Below are 18,399 nucleotides of genomic sequence, written 5' to 3'. Positions count from 1 at the left end.
TGAATTTATTTCCTTTTGTAGTCTACTAAAAAATTCCCAGGAACTTTTTTTGTTTAATGCGCTCTGGGGGCTCAGCCGCTAAGACTTCTCCCTGTGTCACATAGTAAGCATTTTCCATGAAATAATAGACTTGACTTGCTCCATACTTTTTTCTTATCTCCTGATATGCTTCTTTAGTGAAAAAACCTCTGCTCCCAATATTATGAGCATCAGATGCTATCAAGTGGGTAAGATTTGACTTAATCAGTTGATGCGTGAATTTTTGAATGTTTTTACCGAACTTTCCGGCAACACTTCCAGCAGTTACCTGTGTATAGGCCCCGCCTTTTACAAAATGGTACAACAAATCAGGATCCTCCATCAGTTTTTTATTACGCTCAGGATGGACAATAATAGGTTTATATCCTGCCCGTTGCATGTCGAATAACATTTGCTTCGTGTATTGGGGGACCTGGTCAGAAGGGAGTTCAACGAATACATAACTGCTGTCTACATTAAGCGGTAGTATCTCTTCTTTCTCCAGGTCTGTAATCATATCTCCATTAATTCTTGTTTCCTGTCCTGGGAGCACAGTCAAGTCGACTCCAGCTCGCTTCAGTTCCTCATTCAATTCTTGCACTTTATGAAAAATGGTTAATCGGGGGTTTTCATACTTTCCATTTAAGTGATGGGGAGTAGCAATAATGGTGTCAATGCCTTGCTCTAAAGCTTCTTTAGCCATCGTGATGCTATCTGCCATTGTCTGTGCGCCGTCATCCACGCCAGGAAGAATGTGGCAATGTATATCGATCATCTCTCTCACCTCACCTATCTTTCTCCTAAACTCAATGTTTTCAAACCTTTTTTGTACAGATTTGATTTAATTCTCAGTATAGCAGATTAGGAGATTTAAAATAGAGGTAAATATTGTCGTTTATTGTCTATGAAACCATAAAAACCCTTTTCTCAAACTTCGAGAAAAGGGTCCAGGGTTCAATTTTCCCTTTAATTACCATAATAGTAATAATAATTGGAGTTCTTTGCTTCTACGTCATTCAACACAGCACCAAGCAGGTTGGCATCCACTTGTTTAAGCAGATCCACAGCCTTTTTACCTGCGTCGATTTCTGTCTGCTTGCTTCGTGACACTAAAAGCACACCATCGCAGATTCGTGATAAAATTTGACCATCCGTAACAGCTAATACAGGAGGTGTATCGAATATCACTATATCATAATAATTTTTCGCTATTCGCAGGAAGTTGTCCATCGCCTTCGACCCTAATAGCTCTGAAGGGTTAGGCGGAATCGGACCAGAAGGAATTAAATGCAGGTTATCCAAATCACTTCCACGAACAACCTGGTCCAGGCTTTGGTCACCAATCAGTACACTGCTTAAACCATGACTGTTATCTAAGCGGAATGTATAATGCAGCGTCGGTTTACGCATATCCGCATCAATCAACAGTACCTTTTTTTCCTGTTGAGCGAAGGTTACTGCCAGGTTAGCAGTAGTTAAGGATTTCCCTTCCGAGGGGCCCGCAGAAGTAACCATCATCGTACGAAGGTCACTATCTACAGAAGCAAACTGCAGGTTCGTCCGGATGGTTCTGTATTGTTCAGAAATAGGAGAGCGAGGATTCATTTTCGTAATCAATGTACGCGCTTTGTTGTTAGATAGATTTTTTCTGCTGCGACGCATAGCTTACTCGACCTCCTTTTGACCGAAGCGAAGTGGCACCTGGGCGATCCATCGCACGAGCGACTTCTTCATCACTGATATGAGTGACGATACCCATTACTGGAATGCCAAGCTTTTCTTCCAAGTCTCTCTCTGTCTTAATCGTGTTGTCCATGTACTCAAGTAAGAATGCTATTCCGACTCCGACCATTAATCCAAGGACAAAAGCGATTGCCATATTAAGCATCGGCTTAGGGCTTACTTGAGCCGCTTCATTATCCAATTGTGCCTCTGAAAGCACATTAACATTGTCAACATTCATCAAATCAGGAATTTCATTTTGGAACACTTCAACGGTGGTATTCGCCATCATTGCGGCACGGTTTTGATTCTGATCTGTCACCGTAACGGTAACCACCTGGGAGTTTTGCTCGCTGGAAACACTCAATTTGTCCCTAAGCTGTCCAGCTGTCATGTTCAGTTCCATTTCTTCAATAACTTCGTCCAGGATTCTCGGACTCTTAATTACCACATTATATGTATTGATAAGTTCGACGTTGGTACGAATATCATTTACATTATACTCTTGGCTCGACTGACTCTCATTCTGATTGACGATAAATTGCGAGGTTGCTTCATACGTTGGTGTCAGGAAAAAGAAGCTTATAAGAGCAGCAAGTACTACCGCACCTACTGTTGTTCCAGCAATAAGCAAAAAACGCTTTTTCAGGACTTCAGCAATCTCTTTCAGGGAAATTGTTTCTTCCATGTAAAGTGTCCCTCCATCTTTCTATGTTGAATTTTGTCCAAACTAGGATTATTATAGCATACACAATCTATGGAATCTGTAAATTTTTTTCAAAAATACTATCTATTACATTTGGCATGACTGTATCCTAGTTGTTTTTATCCTCTCCCTCATTGTTATCGTCGTAGATTGTCGAAATTAAAGTCTATGGGGGTATTTATATAAAATAGTATAAATTACCCACACAAACTAAGAGCTTCCCCGGGAGAACCAGAAAATGGTTCTCCCGGGGAAGCTTCGCCTAAACTGGTCAGATAAATTTCTTTAGCAGAATTAAACTCCCTTTAAATAATAAGTAGGCACCAAAAAACGCCAAAAACCCTACTATACTAATAGCTGCATCTTGGAATTCCATTTGCCCGGCTCCCGTTATTTTCTGCTGTATTTCTACTGCGAACACAAAAACAAGCACCATTGCAAATGAAAATACAAATGATATAGCCGTGATGCTCCATTGAGACAGGACATGAAAAGCTGCATTCACAATTAAAAATCCAGCTAATCCTAATATGCCGATTATCCAAAAGTGCATCTCTTTATCATTCAAGGTCAACCCTAATCCCCTCGCCAGTTCGCCAAACAAGTCGTGAAATATATTAACGATTTCTGCAAGTAATAATATAACTTCTTTCATAATTCTCTCCTTGTGTTACATCTATTTATCTAACACTATATTCATCGGTAATAATTAAACAGAATGAATATATTTTAAGAGTATAACAGATTCAACAAGTATCTTCGCAGGGCAAGAAATCCGCCGGATTGACGAGGCTCAAGCCAACTAAACAAAGTAATGCTTCATATAAAATATCCCGTGGACTTCAAAATATGGAGACCGTGGGATATTTTACTTTCTCTTCCTCGAAATCGATTGTCTAAGAGAGACTTTTTGTCTAATTTTGTTGGTACCATTCTCCCCTTTTGTACCTTATATATAGGAATTAGTTCTGTTGGTATATAAATAGATGGTGCAGATACTAATTTTTAGAAAAGGAGCTGAGGTGAAAAAACATATCCCGGAGCACTTAAAAGTTACAATTTTCAAGATTTTACAATTGGTTAAAAACAACTTTATACTACTCTGCTATTGTTTAAGATAACAATAAATACAAGGAGGTACATCATGTTACAAGTTAGAAAGTTATTACCAGCCCTTCTATTGTCCTTATCACTTTTAAGTACATCAGTTTCAGCCCATCCCGGTGCCAATGAACACTATAAGGAAAGGTACATACCCGTACAATTATTAGGCATGAATGATTTTCATGGTCAACTGGACGTTTACCGTACCATCGGTGACCGAAAGGCAGGGGGAGCCGAATATTTGGCTGCTTACCTGAAACAGTATGAACAGGACAACAAAAACACATTACTTGTCCATGCAGGAGATGTCGTTGGGGCAAGTTCACCTGTTTCTTCCCTCCTGCAGGATGAACCTACCATTGAGATTCTAAACGAACTTGGTTTTGATGTAGGAACTGTCGGCAACCATGAGTTTGATGAAGGAGTTGCTGAAATGAAGCGCCTGATCTATGGAGGGACTCATGAAGAAACAGGAGATTTTGAAGGAGCTTCCTTCCCTTATACCGTAGCAAATGTGAAAGATAAAGATACAGGCGAACCGATTCTGCCGCCGTATGTGATCAAAAAAGTCAACGGCATGCCGATTGGATTTATCGGTGTAATCACCACAGACACGAAGAACATTGTTCTTCCGAGCGGTATCGAAGGGGTTGAGTTCACCGATGAGGCTGCGGCGATTAACAAAGCAGCTGCGCAACTGAAAGAAAAAGGTGTCGAATCCATCGTTGTGCTTGCTCATGTGCCTGCATCTTCCAATCCGGATGGCACTAATCCCTCTGGAGAGGTTGTGGAGTTCGCTCCAAAAATCGACGATGAAGTCGATGTTATTTTTGGCGGGCATAATCATGCTTACGCGAACACCGTTGTAGACGGAAAGCTGATTGTGGAATCTTATTCCTATGGAACTGCCTTTTCTGATGTAGATTTAATGATTGATCCAAAAACGAAGGATATCGTATCAAAAGAAGCGTCCGTGGTTACCACCTTCCATGATGCTATCGAACCTGATGCAGAAGTAAAAGAAATGGTGGATAACTACAGCAAAGAAGTGGAGGATCAAATTCAGGAAGTCATCGCGCAGGCGGACGAGCCGATTACGACCGCTCAAGATGCCAGTGGAGAGTCTGCGCTCGGCAACCTTGTTGCTGATTCACAGCGGGCTGCTATGCAAACAGACTTTGCATTTATGAATCCCGGTGGTATTCGTGCAGACCTGGATGAAGGTCCAATCACGTGGGGAGAATTATATACTATGCTTCCATTCGGGAATAACCTTGTAAAAATGACATTGACCGGGAGCCAAATAAAAGCAGCCCTTGAACAGCAATGGTCAGGCAGCTACCCTCGAATTTTGCAAGTGTCAGGATTAAACTATACTTGGGATGACGCCGCTCCAAAGGGGGAAAAGATTGTTTCCATGGCGGACAGTAATGGCAACCCGATTGATCCGGAACAACCATACACAGTGACCGTCAACAACTTTATCGCCACTGGCGGAGACGGATTTACGGTTCTGAAAGAAGGAACAAATCAAGTAACAGGGCCTCTAGCATTAGATGCTATGATTGAATATCTAAAACAGCAAGAAAATATTGAAGCTCCAGCTTTGAACCGAATTGATGTAAAGTAGCAAGATCTGATTAAGATATAGAACCGAAAAGCCCACAACAAGCTAAAACACTTAACCAAATTATATTCAAAAGTCCCCGGGAATGCAGTTAATGGATTCCCGGGGACTTTTTGCTATACGGAATGCCGGGACAATAACGAGACCACCCCGGGGAGCCCTCCGAATTTTGGATGCTCCGGGGTGTCTTTTGTCTAATTTTGATGGTTCTTATATCCTTTTTTCTCCTTTTCTATAGGATTTTTGCAGATGGATATATAAGTAACATCCTGAAGACTACTAATTTATAGAAAAGGAGTAGATGGAATGAACAAAAACAGGTTAGCCGGCACTTCTTTAATCAGTATTGGTTTAAGTTTATGGATATTGCTTGGCAGTTTTCCCGTAAATTCTGCCTCAGCCTATACGGAACTGGACCTTGGCCATGCCAGCCTGGAGGAAACCCGTGAAACAGAGAAAATTGCTCCTGGTGTTACCTATACCCATATTGAACGTGGCCAGACTTCAGATGTATACACGGTTCAGATCTCACTGGCGGAAACAAAGGATGAAAGCAAGGATCTGGTAAAACGATTGAAAACAGACGGTTATAAGGCTTATGTCACTCAGATCAAAGATAATAAATACAATGATATTGACACACATCGAATCGCTTATCTTGTGCGCGTCGGAGAGTTTGACAACGTTGGTGCAGCACAGGAGTTAGAAGCAGAACTGGAGAAAGACGGTTACACAAGTGCCAGCACACTTTTTACTGCCTTTGACGGAACAAGGACAGATGGTCCATGGGCAGTGAATATCCTCGAAGTTGATCCGGATGTTTTTGATGGTACCGTCACTTCCGCCCTCGCACAAGGAGAGGTGCAGGGAAAAGAGAAGGTAACCGAGATATCCGAGCGAACCGATGCACTGGCAGCAATCAATGGCGGATACTTTGTCGTCGGTACCCGTGACGGGACACCGGGCGACCTGGCCGGCGTTTCCGTCTTTGATGGCGAGTTGGTCAGTGAGTCCGTCAGCGACCGCACCAATCTGGTTTTTTCCGAGTCAGGGGCAGATATTGCGGAAGTGGAAACGGAACTGATGGTTGAGTCTTCCGATGGAGCATCCATTCCCCTGGATGGCATCAATCGGAAACCTGGGTTGATCCGCAGCTGTGGCGGTACCGGAGGTGATGTGCCGACAGAAGCACCGAGGCATGATGTCACCTGCACCGATGACAGCGAGCTGATTTTATTCAAGCCTGTATTTGGCGATGAAACACCAGCAGGTGAAGGCCTGGAAGTTGTTTTAGATTCGGACGGCGAGGTTTGGGAAGTCAGAAACCAAGGCGGGCACATCCCGGTAGATGGTGCGGTACTTGCTGCTACTGGCTCACACGCCGAGTGGCTTAGGGAACATGCACAACCAGGAGCCAAGCTGGATGTGGAAGAGAGTTTATTGGTAGATGGAGAAGAGTCAACGGATGCGGCTATAAATAGTATCGTAAATGGCGGCCCACGCCTGATTGAAAACGGTGAATTGACGATACCTGCCGCTGATGAAGGCTTTTATTGGAGTTCAAACTTCCTGTATAACTTTGCGATCAAGCGACACCCTAGGACGCTTGCAGGTATCAAGGAAAACGGCAACCTGTTGTTTGTTACGGTAGACGGTCGTGCCGACAATAGTATCGGGGTGAACTTCCTGGAAAGCGCTGAGCTGATGCAGAGTCTCGGTGCTTTTGAAGCCATGAACCTCGATGGCGGTGGATCGACTACAATGGCGATTGGGAATGAACTCGTTAACCAGCCTTCTGATGCTTCCGGTGAGAGACCAGTAGGAAACGCGATTGTAATTCTGCCAGAATAACATTGTACTAACACACCCCAGGTCCTCCAGAAATTGGACCTGGGGTGTTAACTTGTTTACCCCGGATTCCTTCAAAATTTGGAGGGATCCGAGGATGGTAGACTTGCTAGGTTTCCCCACCATCTCTATTACTTTTGATATTTATTTAAAACCAACCCGCCCTGAAACGACCCACAAAGTTTTGTGTAAAAGTAATTAGTCATCTCATAACTCCCCGGTATTCATAATACTTATTTCATCAGTAGAAAGAAGGAGTCGTAGTAGGTGTAAGAACCGTTAATGTATTATTGAATGTATTCAAGTTAACCGTTGCCCCAATAGGAATTGCAGTTTTATAAGTGCCGTGTGCTGAGGTTAGATTAGTTATCAGCGGCTTTCCTAATGGTATTATAAATTCATTGATAAAATCTTCGTACGTCTTACCATAAGATTCTTCACACTCTGTGCATTCTCCCATAACAATCCCAATACAGTCCCGGAACTTCCCAGCCATTCGTAATTGTTCGGTATATCTGAATAATGTGTTAATGGGTTCGTGTGTATCCTCGATCAGGAGAATCTTTCCTCGAGTATCTATTTCAAAAGGAGTACCGATGGTGCCAACTAATGATGTGAGATTTCCGCCAACAATCGGCCCGGTGACGTTTCCGGGTACTCTGCTTTTTAACGGAATATTAGGAGGAGTCTGTATTTGTCCAATTGGTGTAGAGGAGGAAATAGCAGTAAAAAATTGATTAAAATTATAGGCGGGGGTGTTTGGGTTAAAATCGACAAGCATCAGACTTTGAAAAGTTATTAAATGGGCATATTGGTACAGGGCATTCAACAATACCGTAATATCACTGTAACCACTTATGATTTTTGCGTTTCGCTGTATAAATGCATAGTCAAGATAAGGAAGAATTCCAGCAACTCCTACCCCGCCCCTTGTAGGTAATATCATTTTCACCTCTGGATTGGCAAACATACGCATTAAATCTCCTGCACGTTCTTGCGCTGTACCTGCTAAGAAACCATCTCGGGCGTAAACGTTACGACCAAGAAGAGTTTTAAACCCCATGTCTTCCAACATTTTTATTCCTGTCTCAACCTCATTTCTTTCTGGCGGGCTTCCCAATGTGACAATACCGATCGTATCTCCGCGCTGTAATGCAAATGGCCTTATTTGCATAGAAACACTCCTTCCAGAGTCAAACGTCATTCTAGAGTTATTTTATTTGAGAAACCCTCTTGAAATACTAAATAAATAATTCTTGTTGGTGTAGAAATGAGAAGACCCCAGGTCCTCCAATATCTGGAGGCCCTGGGGTAAACAAGCGACCACCCCGGAGCCCTCCAAATTTTGGAGGGCTCCAAGGTGGTTTTTAGCTGATTTGATTTTCTTTCAATTGATAGGTGTCGATCTTCTTATATAACGTCTTTCTGGTTATTCCAAGAACTTCTGAAGTTTTGGCAATGTTTCCCTGAAAAACATTTAAAGCTTTTCGAATCGATTCTTTTTCTACTTTTTCCAGGGTGGTCAGTTCCTTGGTTTCTCCGATAAAAATATGGTCCATTACTTTGTCTGGCAAGTGCTTGATGGTTATCGTTTCTCCTTGTGCCAGTACCACCGCTCGTTCAATATAATTTTCCAGCTCTCTTATATTTCCCGGCCAACTATATGATTGCAGGGGAGGGAGAATGAGAGGATCATAATCACAAGTATTCATGCCAAGACGATGACAGACTTTCTGAAGTAAGGTCTCAAATAATTCGGGAATATCTTCCGTTCTTTCTCTTAATGGTGGTATATCGATTACTATAATTCCTAATCGATAGAATAAATCTTTTCGGAATGAACCTTGTTCAACTAATTCTTCCAATGGGTAGTTGGATGCGGCAACAACACGAACATTGATAGGTATTGAATGGTTTCCGCCAACACGGGTTATTTCGTTTTGTTGTAATGCTCTTAACAGCTTGACTTGCATATCAGCAGACATACTGTTGATTTCATCGAGAAATAATGTACCACCATTGGCCAGCTCAAACTTTCCTGGCTTGCCACCTTTTTTGGCACCAGTAAACGCTCCATCCTGGTATCCAAACAATTCACTTTCAATTAATTGTTCCGGAATGGCTGCGCAGTTCATCCCTATGAACGGACCATCATTTCGATTGCTTGCTTGGTGAATTGCTTGTACGAATAATTCTTTTCCTGTACCGCTTTCCCCTTCAACTAAAACTCTTGTGTCCATTTTAGAAACAAGCTTGGCCATCTGAATAGAATGTAAGAGTTTATCATTCTTTCCGATGATATCTTCAAAGTTGAACATAGTGGAAGAGGAAAAATCTGAGTTTTTTTGCTTCTTAAAAATTTTTTCTTTTAAATATAATTCTTTTTCAATGGCTTTAGTAATGGAAACAACCATTCCTAGTGTATGTGTATGTTTTAGAGAGTACCTTCCTGATAGAGTTAAAACACCTAATATATTTCCATTTGTATCATGAATTGGCGATGATGCACATGTCCACTGGTGGAAATTCGCATTGTAATGTTCCGGTCCCGCAAGCTGAACAGGAGTATTCGTTTGGAGGGCAAGGCTAATGGCATTAGTTCCGGCACTTTCGGAACGGTGAGCTCCGATAACAAACTTATTCTTTTTCGCATCATTAATTACTAATTTGTCACCACGGACATCCAGCACATTTCCTTCCTTATCGGTAAGCACAAAGATAAAGCCCGTTTCTTTCGTCAAATCGCTGATCAATTTGATAAATGGAGAAACAATGTTGATCAAATACTGGTTCTTATTAAGTAAATCTCGGATTTCATCTTCTTTTAATAGGGAAGGCTTTTGAAATGGGTTGACGTTCATCTGTCGGCACCGCCTCCAAGAATCGGCTACTGTTTTTGGCAGATGTGATAAATCTTTTCCTCCATTAACGAACTTCTCCCACTTGTTATACAATTCTTTGTATGTGTACTCACTTTTCACAATACATCCCTCACCTATTGATGTTTTTTTACAATATGGGTGAATAGCACTACGCTCTTTTCCAATTTTTCGCATAAGTTTTAACAATATTTATATAATAACAAATATTTCGAATTCTTTAAATGGCAAAGATTGAATACCATATCGGCATTCAATCCTATTTTGTACCTATTTTCGTTTATAGAGTCATTACCGGGCTTTGCTTGTTCGCAAGCCATGATCGTGCTACTTCCCATATTCCTTCAGATAATGTGGGATGTGGATGTATCATGGACGCTAATTCAGATACCGTGCCTTCTAAAGCGATGAACGCAGAGGCTTCAGATATCATTTCTGTTACGTGTGGACCAACCATAACTATTCCTAAAATTTCATTAAATGCTTCACCTGCAATTAATTTGATAAAGCCTGTTCGTTCGTCCATGGCAAACGCTTTTCCATTCCTCTGCAATGGAAATGTCTCAGTGCGGACTTCATGCCCCTTCTCCTTTGCCTCTTTCTCCGATAAGCCGACACTTGCTATCTCCGGAAGAGAATATATACACCTCGGAACGACGGTATAATCGATTTCTCTTGCTTCATGACTCGCATTCGCTGCTGCAACTACTCCTTCTGCACTGGCCACATGGGCAAGCTGCCAGCCTCCAACCACGTCACCAACAGCATAAATGTTCGGTCTGCTTGTCTGCATTTGTTTATTTACAGCAATAAAGGGACCATTCATTTGCAAATGAAGTTTCGAGACGGCAGACAGATTCGGTTTCCGTCCGGAAGCGAACAATAGTTCATCCGCTTCAATGGCAAGTAATTCTCCATTTTCTGTCGTCACGTGAACGATTTTTCCATTTGGTTTTTCTGCAACTTCTTCCACTTGTGAAGAAGTATGGATATTCACATGTGTCTGTTCCAATGTTTTTCTAATTTGTTCGGCAGCGTCTTCATCTTCTCCAGCAATCAGTCGGTCCGTCATTTCAATGATCGTCACGTCTACGTTCAGGCTGGAGAAAACACAAGCGATTTCCACACCAATAACCCCTCCGCCTATAATAACTAAAGAATCAGGAACACGTTCGATGTCAAAAATCGTATCCGTGGTATGTACATTAGTATGTTCTACTCCCTGGATTGGCGGTATAAACGGTTTGGAACCGGTGGCAATGATGATTTTATTTGCGCGTATCTCTTCCTTCTTATCAATTGAGATACGGTTATCTTGTTGAACTGTGGCGGTACCGTTATATACATCTACTTGTACTTGGTTCAGTAACGATGCCACCCCCGCACGTAAATTTTCGATTACTTTATTTTTGCGGCGAAGCATTTTTTCTAATGATATGGACAGGTTTTCGTACTCGATTCCCCATTGCTTTGCTTTTTTCATCAATTCGATGACTTCAGAATGGCGGAGGAGTGTTTTGGACGGGATACACCCAGTATTCAAACAAGTTCCTCCAAGGTGGTTGTTTTCGATAATCGCAACAGAATTGCCGTACTTTGCTGCCTCTTCCGCTGCAATATACCCACCAGGCCCCCCACCGACTACTGCTACATCATAATTCTTCATCGTCCAACACCTCACATGATTAATTCGTATGGGGTTTCTAGTGTTTCCTTCAAATCAGTTAGAAAGTGAGCAGCTGGTGCCCCATCAACCACTCTATGGTCAAAAGACAAGCTTAAGGTCAATTGTGGTCGCGTCTCCACATTTCCATCCACACTTACCACTTCTTCTCGAATACGCCCGACACCCAAAATTGCTGATTGACCAGGGTTAATAATCGGAGTGAATGAATCTACAGCATACATACCTAAATTGCTGATCGTGAATGTCCCTCCAGTCATATCATCCGGTGTTAATTGATTGTCTCGGGCGCGTCGAGCCAATCTTTTGCTTTCTTCTGTTAGAGAAGCTAGTCCTTTTTTGTTCGCATGTTTGATGACTGGTACAACCAGTCCATTTGGAATGGCCACCGCTAGACCGATATTCACCGACGAATGAACATCAATTCGTTCACCTTGCAGGGAAGCGTTGATCATTGGATGAGACGCCAACGTTCGAGCGACCGACTTTACGATAATTTCCGTATAAGATAACCGGTATCCTGTATTTTTTTGAATTTTATCGATTAACTGTTTTCTCAAATTGATTGCTTCCGTCATATCTACTTGAGTAGTTAAGGTGACATGCGGAGCTGTCTGGGTGCTTTGCTGCATATTTTCACCAACCGATTTACGTAGTCCGTCATAATCGACTGATGTATCGACTGGTCGGGACATTGCTTGCAAAACATCTTCTTTTTTCACTTTGTCAGTATCCGAATATGTCTGGATTTCGGAAGTGTGCAAGCCATGACTGGCAGCCACTCGCTCAGCTAACGATGTAGATTTTTTCTGATGTTGCATATATGCTTCGACATCCTTCACATGAATACGGCCATTCGGTCCAGATCCTTGTACTTGCTGAAGGTCGATTTGATGGCTTTCCGCGAGCTTCCGGGCAGCAGGAGTCCGGCGTGGCTTCGTCATCGTCAGATGCTTGACGTTTGAATTACTGTCTATATCAGCCTCTTCTTTTCCATCTTTTTCGTTCACAACTTCTACTGGTTCCTTTTCTTCACTGGATGCCTCATTCTTCGGTTCAGGGATCTCTTCTCCAGGTTCTCCGATATAAGCGATTGTTTTTAAAACAGGTACATCGGTATCTTCTTCGTATAGTTTCCGAAGCAATATACCAGAGGCGGATGCTTCCACCTCGATATTAATTTTATCGGTCATGATTTCAAGAATTGGCTCTCCATTTTCGATTGGATCGCCTTCTTCTTTAAGCCATGCTATAATTTTTCCTGTTTCCATCGTTGCCCCCATTTTGGGCATTTGAACATCAACTGCCATTTTCTTCACCTCCCTTTATACAAGTGTCGCGCATACAGATTGGATTGCCTTCTTAATATCGTTGGTTTGCGGTACAGCATGTTTTTCAAGGGTCGGGTTATACGGTATCGGTACTTCTTTCCCCCCTAATCTTGTGACAGGCGCATCCAGGTAATCAAACGCTTCGCTTTCATTGATGATACTGGCAATTTCTGCTCCATACCCTCCTCGCTGTACAGCTTCATAAACAACGACGGCTCGACCGGTCTTCTTTACCGATTCGATGATAGTTGCTTTATCTAATGGAACCAAGGTGCGAGGGTCTATCACTTCGACACTCAGTCCTTCTTTTTGCAGTTCTTCTGCTGCTTGCAGGGCTCTTTCGACCATGACAGAGGTTGCTACGAGGGTCACATCCGTTCCTTCCCGCTTCACATCCGCTTTTCCCAGCGGAATGCTATAGGCTTCTTCTGGCACTTCCCCTTTTTGACCATATAAGAGTTTATGTTCATAGAAAATAACTGGATTATCATCATCCATTGCTGCTTTTAATAACCCTTTTGCATCGTATGGAGTGGATGGTTGAACCACCTTCAATCCTGGGATATGGGCTGTCCAAGCCTCCAGGCTCTGTGAATGTTGGGCAGCAAATCCAGCACCAGAGCCAGCGGGTGTGCGAAGCACCATCGGAATGTGCCCTTTCCCACCGTTCATATATCGCAATTTTGCTGCTTGATTTACAATTTGGTCCATAGCTATGGTAATGAAATCCGAAAATTGCAATTCCAAAATCGGACGCATCCCTGTAAGGGCAGAACCTACTGCAACACCACTGATGGCTGCTTCGGAAATCGGGGTGTTATAGACCTTTTCTGCTCCCAATTCTTCGACCATCCCATTCGTTACACCAAAAGCCCCGCCATAAATTCCGATGTCTTCCCCAAGAATATAGACATCTTCATTATTTTTCATTTCTATGACCATCGCTTCTCTTAACGCATCTGCATAGGTGATTTCACGCATACATTTCCCTCCCAAATGACCTTTCTTTTATGCATAGACATCTTCTTCTAAAGAATCTAACGAAGCATCAGGACTATTCTCTGCATATTCGATCGCCGCTTCTATTTCCTTATTGACTTTCTCCTTCATCTCCTCGTATTCTTGTTCGGTAATGATGCTATCTTGTAACAGTCTTTCTTTGAAATTTTTGATCCCATCCTTGTTGGTCATCCACTCTTGTTCTTCTTCTCTGGTACGATACTTTCTTGCATCACTTCTTGAGTGACCCTTCCATCGATAGGTTTCCGCTTCAATCAATGTCGGGCCCTCTCCTTTCTTCGCACGCTCCACTGCTTTTTGTGTGGTCTCCAGTATTTTCAATACATCTGTACCATCAATGGTTTCCCCGGGTATGCCGTAAGCAGCAGCCCGGTCGGATAGTTTTTCAATATTGGTCATATCGGAAATCTTTCCGGACATGCCGTACTTATTATTTTCACAGAAGAAAATGACTGGAAGGTTCCAAATGGATGCAATATTCAACGATTCATGAAAACTGCCCTCGTTGGTTGCTCCGTCCCCAAAGAAACAAACAACGGCTTGGCCCAGATCTTTCTTCACAGATGTGAAAGCTGCCCCGCATGCAATCGGCAAACCTCCACCAACGATCCCATTAGCACCCAGATTCCCTTTATCCAAATCGGCAATATGCATTGAACCGCCTTTCCCTTTACAATGTCCTGTCTCTTTCCCTAATAGCTCTGCCATCATCCGATTGACATCTGTGCCTTTGGCAATACAATGACCATGACCACGGTGTGTGCTAGTAATTTTGTCTTCATCCGTCAATACTGCACACGCCCCAACAGCTGTGGGCTCCTGACCGACACATAAATGCATCGTTCCATGAATTTTCCCCTGCATGAATAGTCCACTGACAGCTTCTTCAAATTCGCGAATCAAAACCATCTGATATAACAAATCTACTAATTTTTCTTTTCCGATGTCCTGTACATCCTTCTGATAAGTTGATTCCATTTCTTAAAGACCTCCTTCATACAAATCATCCAAACACCAGATTGCTATAGAACTGTTAATTAACCGTCATAGTACAATAAAACCTTTCCACACTCTTTGGCTTCACAGATATCAAAGGCCCGTTCCCACTCACTTAATGGAAGTACATCGGTAATAATCGGCTTCAGATTCACCGTATTCGATGAAAGAAGTTTTTGGACTTTCTCCCATGTTTTGATGGAGTGGGCATAGGATCCATACAATTGAATTTGTTTGTAAAGCAGTGTATCCATATCCATCTCTACTTCACTTCCGATAATACCTACCTGTACATATTTCCCCATTTTCTTCAAAGCGCCCAGACCTGTGTTGACAGCAGATGGCGCACCTGAACACTCGAGGACAACATCTACTCCCTGTCCCGATGTTTCAACATCTACCACTTGATTGACATCCTTAGAAAATACATCCATCACCGTATGTGCACCTAGTTCTCTTGCAATCTGTAACCGTATTTCATCTTGTGTTGTCCCTGTTACAATCACATTGCATCCTTTTGCAACCAGCAAACTTAGACAGATCAGTCCAATGGGACCTGGGCCGGACAACAGTACCCAGTCGCCTGCATGAATATCGGTAAGCTCTTCAACAGCCTGCACCGCACAGGCAAGTGGCTCCGCGAGAGCTGCTTCCTGCAGGGAAAGGTTTGGTGGTATTTTATATACCATGTCTTCGTTCACGATGACATAATCGGTAAAGCTACCATTCATCCCACTGCCAATACTCCTCCGCTCGGGACAGAACATATAATAACCTCGTTTACAGTAGGAACAATTGTTACAGGTCCATGCAATTGATGGAAGGACCATCACATGATCCCCCGGATGGATGCCCTTCACGTTTTTGCCAGATTCCACAACTTCACCTGAAAATTCATGGCCAACCACTACCGGAGGGGAATTTTGGTAGGAATCATGATAGATGTGTAAGTCCGTACCACATATACCCGTATAATGTACTTTTATTTTTATCCCCGTTGCATCACAGACAGGCTCTGGTATGTCGAGTAATTCCATGTTCCCAAATCCCGACTTTGTTTTAATGAGTGCCTTCATGTCATTCCCCCAAATCCTTGTAAACTTTATACAATAAATGAATGATAATGCATGGGATACCACCCGAAAGGATGGTATCGCCTGTTTGTTAAGCTAATTTATAGCCCTAAAGAGATGAACTTTTCTTCCAGGTAGTCCCTGATTCCTTGATGGCCCCCTTCACGGCCGTAACCACTGTGGTTCATACCGCCAAACGGAGCTTGTGGGACACCAGGCATGGCGTCATTCAGCCCAATCACCCCAAAATTCAATGATTCAGATATGTTCACAGCTCTCTGGATGTTTGAGGTATATAGATAAGCAGCCAACCCATACTCCGTATCATTCGCTTCTAAAATGACCTCTTCATCATTAGAGAAAGTGGTGATTGGGGCTACTGGCCCGAATGTTTCCTCTCTCATAATGAGCATGTCTTTATGGGCATTTTCGAGCACGGTCGGTTCAAAGAAATATCCTTTTTCTGTTTCTTGTTTATTTCCTCCTTGTAAGACGACCGCACCCTTTTGCTTGGCATCTTCTACATGTTCCACAACCTTTTGAAGGCCGCCTTCATTGACCAATGGACCGATTTGAACCGTAGAATCCAGACTATTTCCAACCTTCAATGCTTTTACTTTTTCTACAAATAATTTTGCGAAGTCATCCTTAACGTTTTCGTGTACATAGATACGGTTGGCACAAATACATGTCTGGCCGGCATTCCTGAACTTACTTGCCACAGCGCCTTCTGCTGCCTTCTCTAAATCTGCATCTTCAAACACGATGAATGGCGCATGTCCGCCTAATTCTAAGGATAGTTTTTTCAATTGCGGAGCCGACTTTTCTACAAGAGTCCTGCCTACTTCTGTTGAGCCGGTAAAGGACACTTTTTTTACAATTGGATTGTCAAAGATTTCATTCGATATTTCCTCTGTGGCACCAGCCACAACATTGACAACTCCTTTTGGTATTCCTGCTTTTTCTGCTAATTTTGCAAAAGCAAGAGCGGATAATGGGGACTGGCTGGCAGGCTTCACTACTCCGGTGCATCCAGCTGCCAGTGCCGGACCAAGCTTTCTGGTCATCATAGCCAATGGAAAGTTCCAGGGTGTGATGGCTGCTATTACACCGACTGGTTGTTTAATTACAGTCAATCGTTTGTTTGGAGCTGAAGCCGGAATCGTCTCTCCGTATACACGACGTCCTTCCTCGGCATACCACGATAGGAAGTTGGCAGCATAGGTCACTTCTCCTACAGCTTCCGTGTAGGCTTTCCCCATTTCCATACTCATAATGGCCGCTAGTTCTTCTTCGTTATCAAGCATGAGATCCCTAAGTTTCAACAAATAGCCTGCCCGGTTATTTGCGGTTAATTTCGACCAGCTGGAAAAAGCCCTGTCTGCAGCTTCAATGGCATTCCGCGCTTCTGTTTTCCCGCCACGAGGAATAGTGGCGACTATCTCTCCAGTGGAAGGGTTCTGCAATGAAAAAGAACCATTAGAACTTGCAGACACCCACTCCCCACCTACAAATAACTTAATATCTTCTATGTCTAATAGGGTGAAAGTTTCTACTGTTTTATTCATGTCTATCTCCTCCTTGTTATTTATGAAAATACGATTCCGCCATCGATCATGACAGCCTGTCCAGTCATATAGTTGGAATCTTCAGATGCCAAATAGGATACAAATTTTGCGACATCGGCCGGCTCCTCTACCCTCCCTAGCGGAATATTATCAATCCGCTTCTGTAAGGTCTCTCCAACAGGAACATTTAAGTATTCGCTCATTCTTTGATCGATTTCTTTCCACATATTTGTACCGACTACTCCTGGACAATAGGCATTGACGGTAATTCCATAGCGAGCCAGTTCTTTGGCAGCGGTTTGGGTCAACCCGATCACCGAAAACTTTGTTGCCGCATAATGACCAAGAAATTCGATGCCTCGTTTTCCTGCTGTACTGCTTGCTGTAATGATTTTGCCAGATTGTTGCTTAATCATCTGTTTGGCAGCTGCCTGCATACAATAAAGTGTCCCAAATACATTGACTCGGAAAATGCTCTCCATGTCCTTTTCTGAGATTTCAATGAACGGTTTGACTTGCACGATTCCAGCATTAGCAACCATGACATCGAGACGTCCATACCGATCTACCACCTTGTCTACCAGATGGAAAACCTGCTCTTTATCACTAACATTCGCCAGGAAAGATACACTCTCTTTCCCCAATGCCTGTATTTCGTGGGCCACTTCCTGGGCAGCTCCCTCATTGATATCACTCACTACGACAGTCATGTCATCCTGAGCAAGCCTTAAGGCAATCGCCCGGCCAATGCCTCCTCCAGCCCCGGTAACAATGGCAACCTTCCTATCACTCATGTTCTCACCCCCATGTTTTTGATCAACAA

15 protein-coding genes are annotated in these 18,399 nt (G+C 42.9%); 2 read left to right on the top strand and 13 right to left on the bottom strand.

What is annotated here, in order from left to right:
• Nucleotides 1–25: 25 nt before the first annotated feature.
• The 4 genes from ACGTN9_RS03200 to ACGTN9_RS03185 form a co-directional block, all read right to left on the bottom strand.
• Complete coding sequence (locus ACGTN9_RS03200) at nt 26–793, bottom strand: tyrosine-protein phosphatase (RefSeq protein ID WP_499590438.1); 768 nt, start codon at nt 791–793, stop codon at nt 26–28.
• Nucleotides 794–984: 191 nt separating this feature from the next.
• Nucleotides 985–1,680, bottom strand: coding sequence for a CpsD/CapB family tyrosine-protein kinase (locus ACGTN9_RS03195; protein ID WP_499590436.1), 696 nt, complete (start codon nt 1,678–1,680; stop codon nt 985–987).
• Nucleotides 1,652–2,428: a YveK family protein gene (locus ACGTN9_RS03190; protein WP_499590434.1), complete on the bottom strand. Its 777-nt coding sequence runs from the start codon at nt 2,426–2,428 to the stop codon at nt 1,652–1,654. Before ACGTN9_RS03190 ends, ACGTN9_RS03195 begins: the two co-directional genes overlap by 29 nt.
• Nucleotides 2,429–2,717: 289 nt before the next feature.
• A complete protein-coding gene (locus tag ACGTN9_RS03185; RefSeq protein ID WP_499590432.1) occupies nt 2,718–3,101 on the bottom strand; it encodes a hypothetical protein in 384 nt (127 codons plus the stop codon).
• Nucleotides 3,102–3,590: 489 nt separating this feature from the next.
• Here ACGTN9_RS03185 and ACGTN9_RS03180 point away from each other — a divergent pair, with 489 nt between their 5' ends.
• Nucleotides 3,591–5,180 (top strand): bifunctional metallophosphatase/5'-nucleotidase, encoded by a 1,590-nt coding sequence (locus ACGTN9_RS03180; RefSeq protein WP_499590430.1) that lies wholly within the window; start codon nt 3,591–3,593, stop codon nt 5,178–5,180.
• A gap of 303 nt (nt 5,181–5,483) precedes the next feature.
• Nucleotides 5,484–7,028, top strand: coding sequence for a phosphodiester glycosidase family protein (locus tag ACGTN9_RS03175; RefSeq protein WP_499590428.1), 1,545 nt, complete (start codon nt 5,484–5,486; stop codon nt 7,026–7,028).
• A 238-nt stretch (nt 7,029–7,266) separates the two neighbouring features.
• Here ACGTN9_RS03175 and ACGTN9_RS03170 read toward each other — a convergent pair whose 3' ends face one another.
• The 9 genes from ACGTN9_RS03170 to ACGTN9_RS03130 form a co-directional block, all read right to left on the bottom strand.
• Nucleotides 7,267–8,199 (bottom strand): S66 peptidase family protein, encoded by a 933-nt coding sequence (locus ACGTN9_RS03170; RefSeq protein ID WP_499590426.1) that lies wholly within the window; start codon nt 8,197–8,199, stop codon nt 7,267–7,269.
• 193 nt (nt 8,200–8,392) lie between these two features.
• Nucleotides 8,393–10,006 (bottom strand): sigma-54-dependent Fis family transcriptional regulator, encoded by a 1,614-nt coding sequence (locus ACGTN9_RS03165; protein WP_499590424.1) that lies wholly within the window; start codon nt 10,004–10,006, stop codon nt 8,393–8,395.
• Nucleotides 10,007–10,184: 178 nt separating this feature from the next.
• Nucleotides 10,185–11,570, bottom strand: coding sequence for a dihydrolipoyl dehydrogenase (lpdA, locus tag ACGTN9_RS03160; protein ID WP_499590422.1), 1,386 nt, complete (start codon nt 11,568–11,570; stop codon nt 10,185–10,187).
• A gap of 11 nt (nt 11,571–11,581) precedes the next feature.
• Nucleotides 11,582–12,898 (bottom strand): dihydrolipoamide acetyltransferase family protein, encoded by a 1,317-nt coding sequence (locus ACGTN9_RS03155; RefSeq protein WP_499590420.1) that lies wholly within the window; start codon nt 12,896–12,898, stop codon nt 11,582–11,584.
• Between the two features lie 15 nt (nt 12,899–12,913).
• On the bottom strand, nt 12,914–13,900 hold the full coding sequence (locus ACGTN9_RS03150; protein WP_499590418.1) for an alpha-ketoacid dehydrogenase subunit beta: 987 nt from the start codon (nt 13,898–13,900) through the stop codon (nt 12,914–12,916).
• 27 nt (nt 13,901–13,927) lie between these two features.
• Complete coding sequence (locus tag ACGTN9_RS03145) at nt 13,928–14,917, bottom strand: thiamine pyrophosphate-dependent dehydrogenase E1 component subunit alpha (RefSeq protein ID WP_499590416.1); 990 nt, start codon at nt 14,915–14,917, stop codon at nt 13,928–13,930.
• A 59-nt stretch (nt 14,918–14,976) separates the two neighbouring features.
• Complete coding sequence (locus ACGTN9_RS03140; RefSeq protein ID WP_499590414.1) at nt 14,977–16,011, bottom strand: zinc-dependent alcohol dehydrogenase; 1,035 nt, start codon at nt 16,009–16,011, stop codon at nt 14,977–14,979.
• A 98-nt stretch (nt 16,012–16,109) separates the two neighbouring features.
• Nucleotides 16,110–17,576 (bottom strand): NAD-dependent succinate-semialdehyde dehydrogenase, encoded by a 1,467-nt coding sequence (locus ACGTN9_RS03135; protein WP_499590412.1) that lies wholly within the window; start codon nt 17,574–17,576, stop codon nt 16,110–16,112.
• Between the two features lie 20 nt (nt 17,577–17,596).
• A complete protein-coding gene (locus ACGTN9_RS03130; RefSeq protein WP_499590410.1) occupies nt 17,597–18,370 on the bottom strand; it encodes an acetoin reductase in 774 nt (257 codons plus the stop codon).
• Nucleotides 18,371–18,399: the final 29 nt, after the last annotated feature.

Source organism: Halobacillus sp. B23F22_5, from assembly GCF_043497085.1.
Lineage (GTDB): Bacteria > Bacillota > Bacilli > Bacillales > Halobacillaceae > Thalassobacillus.
This window is presented reverse-complemented; position numbering and strand designations above follow the sequence as displayed.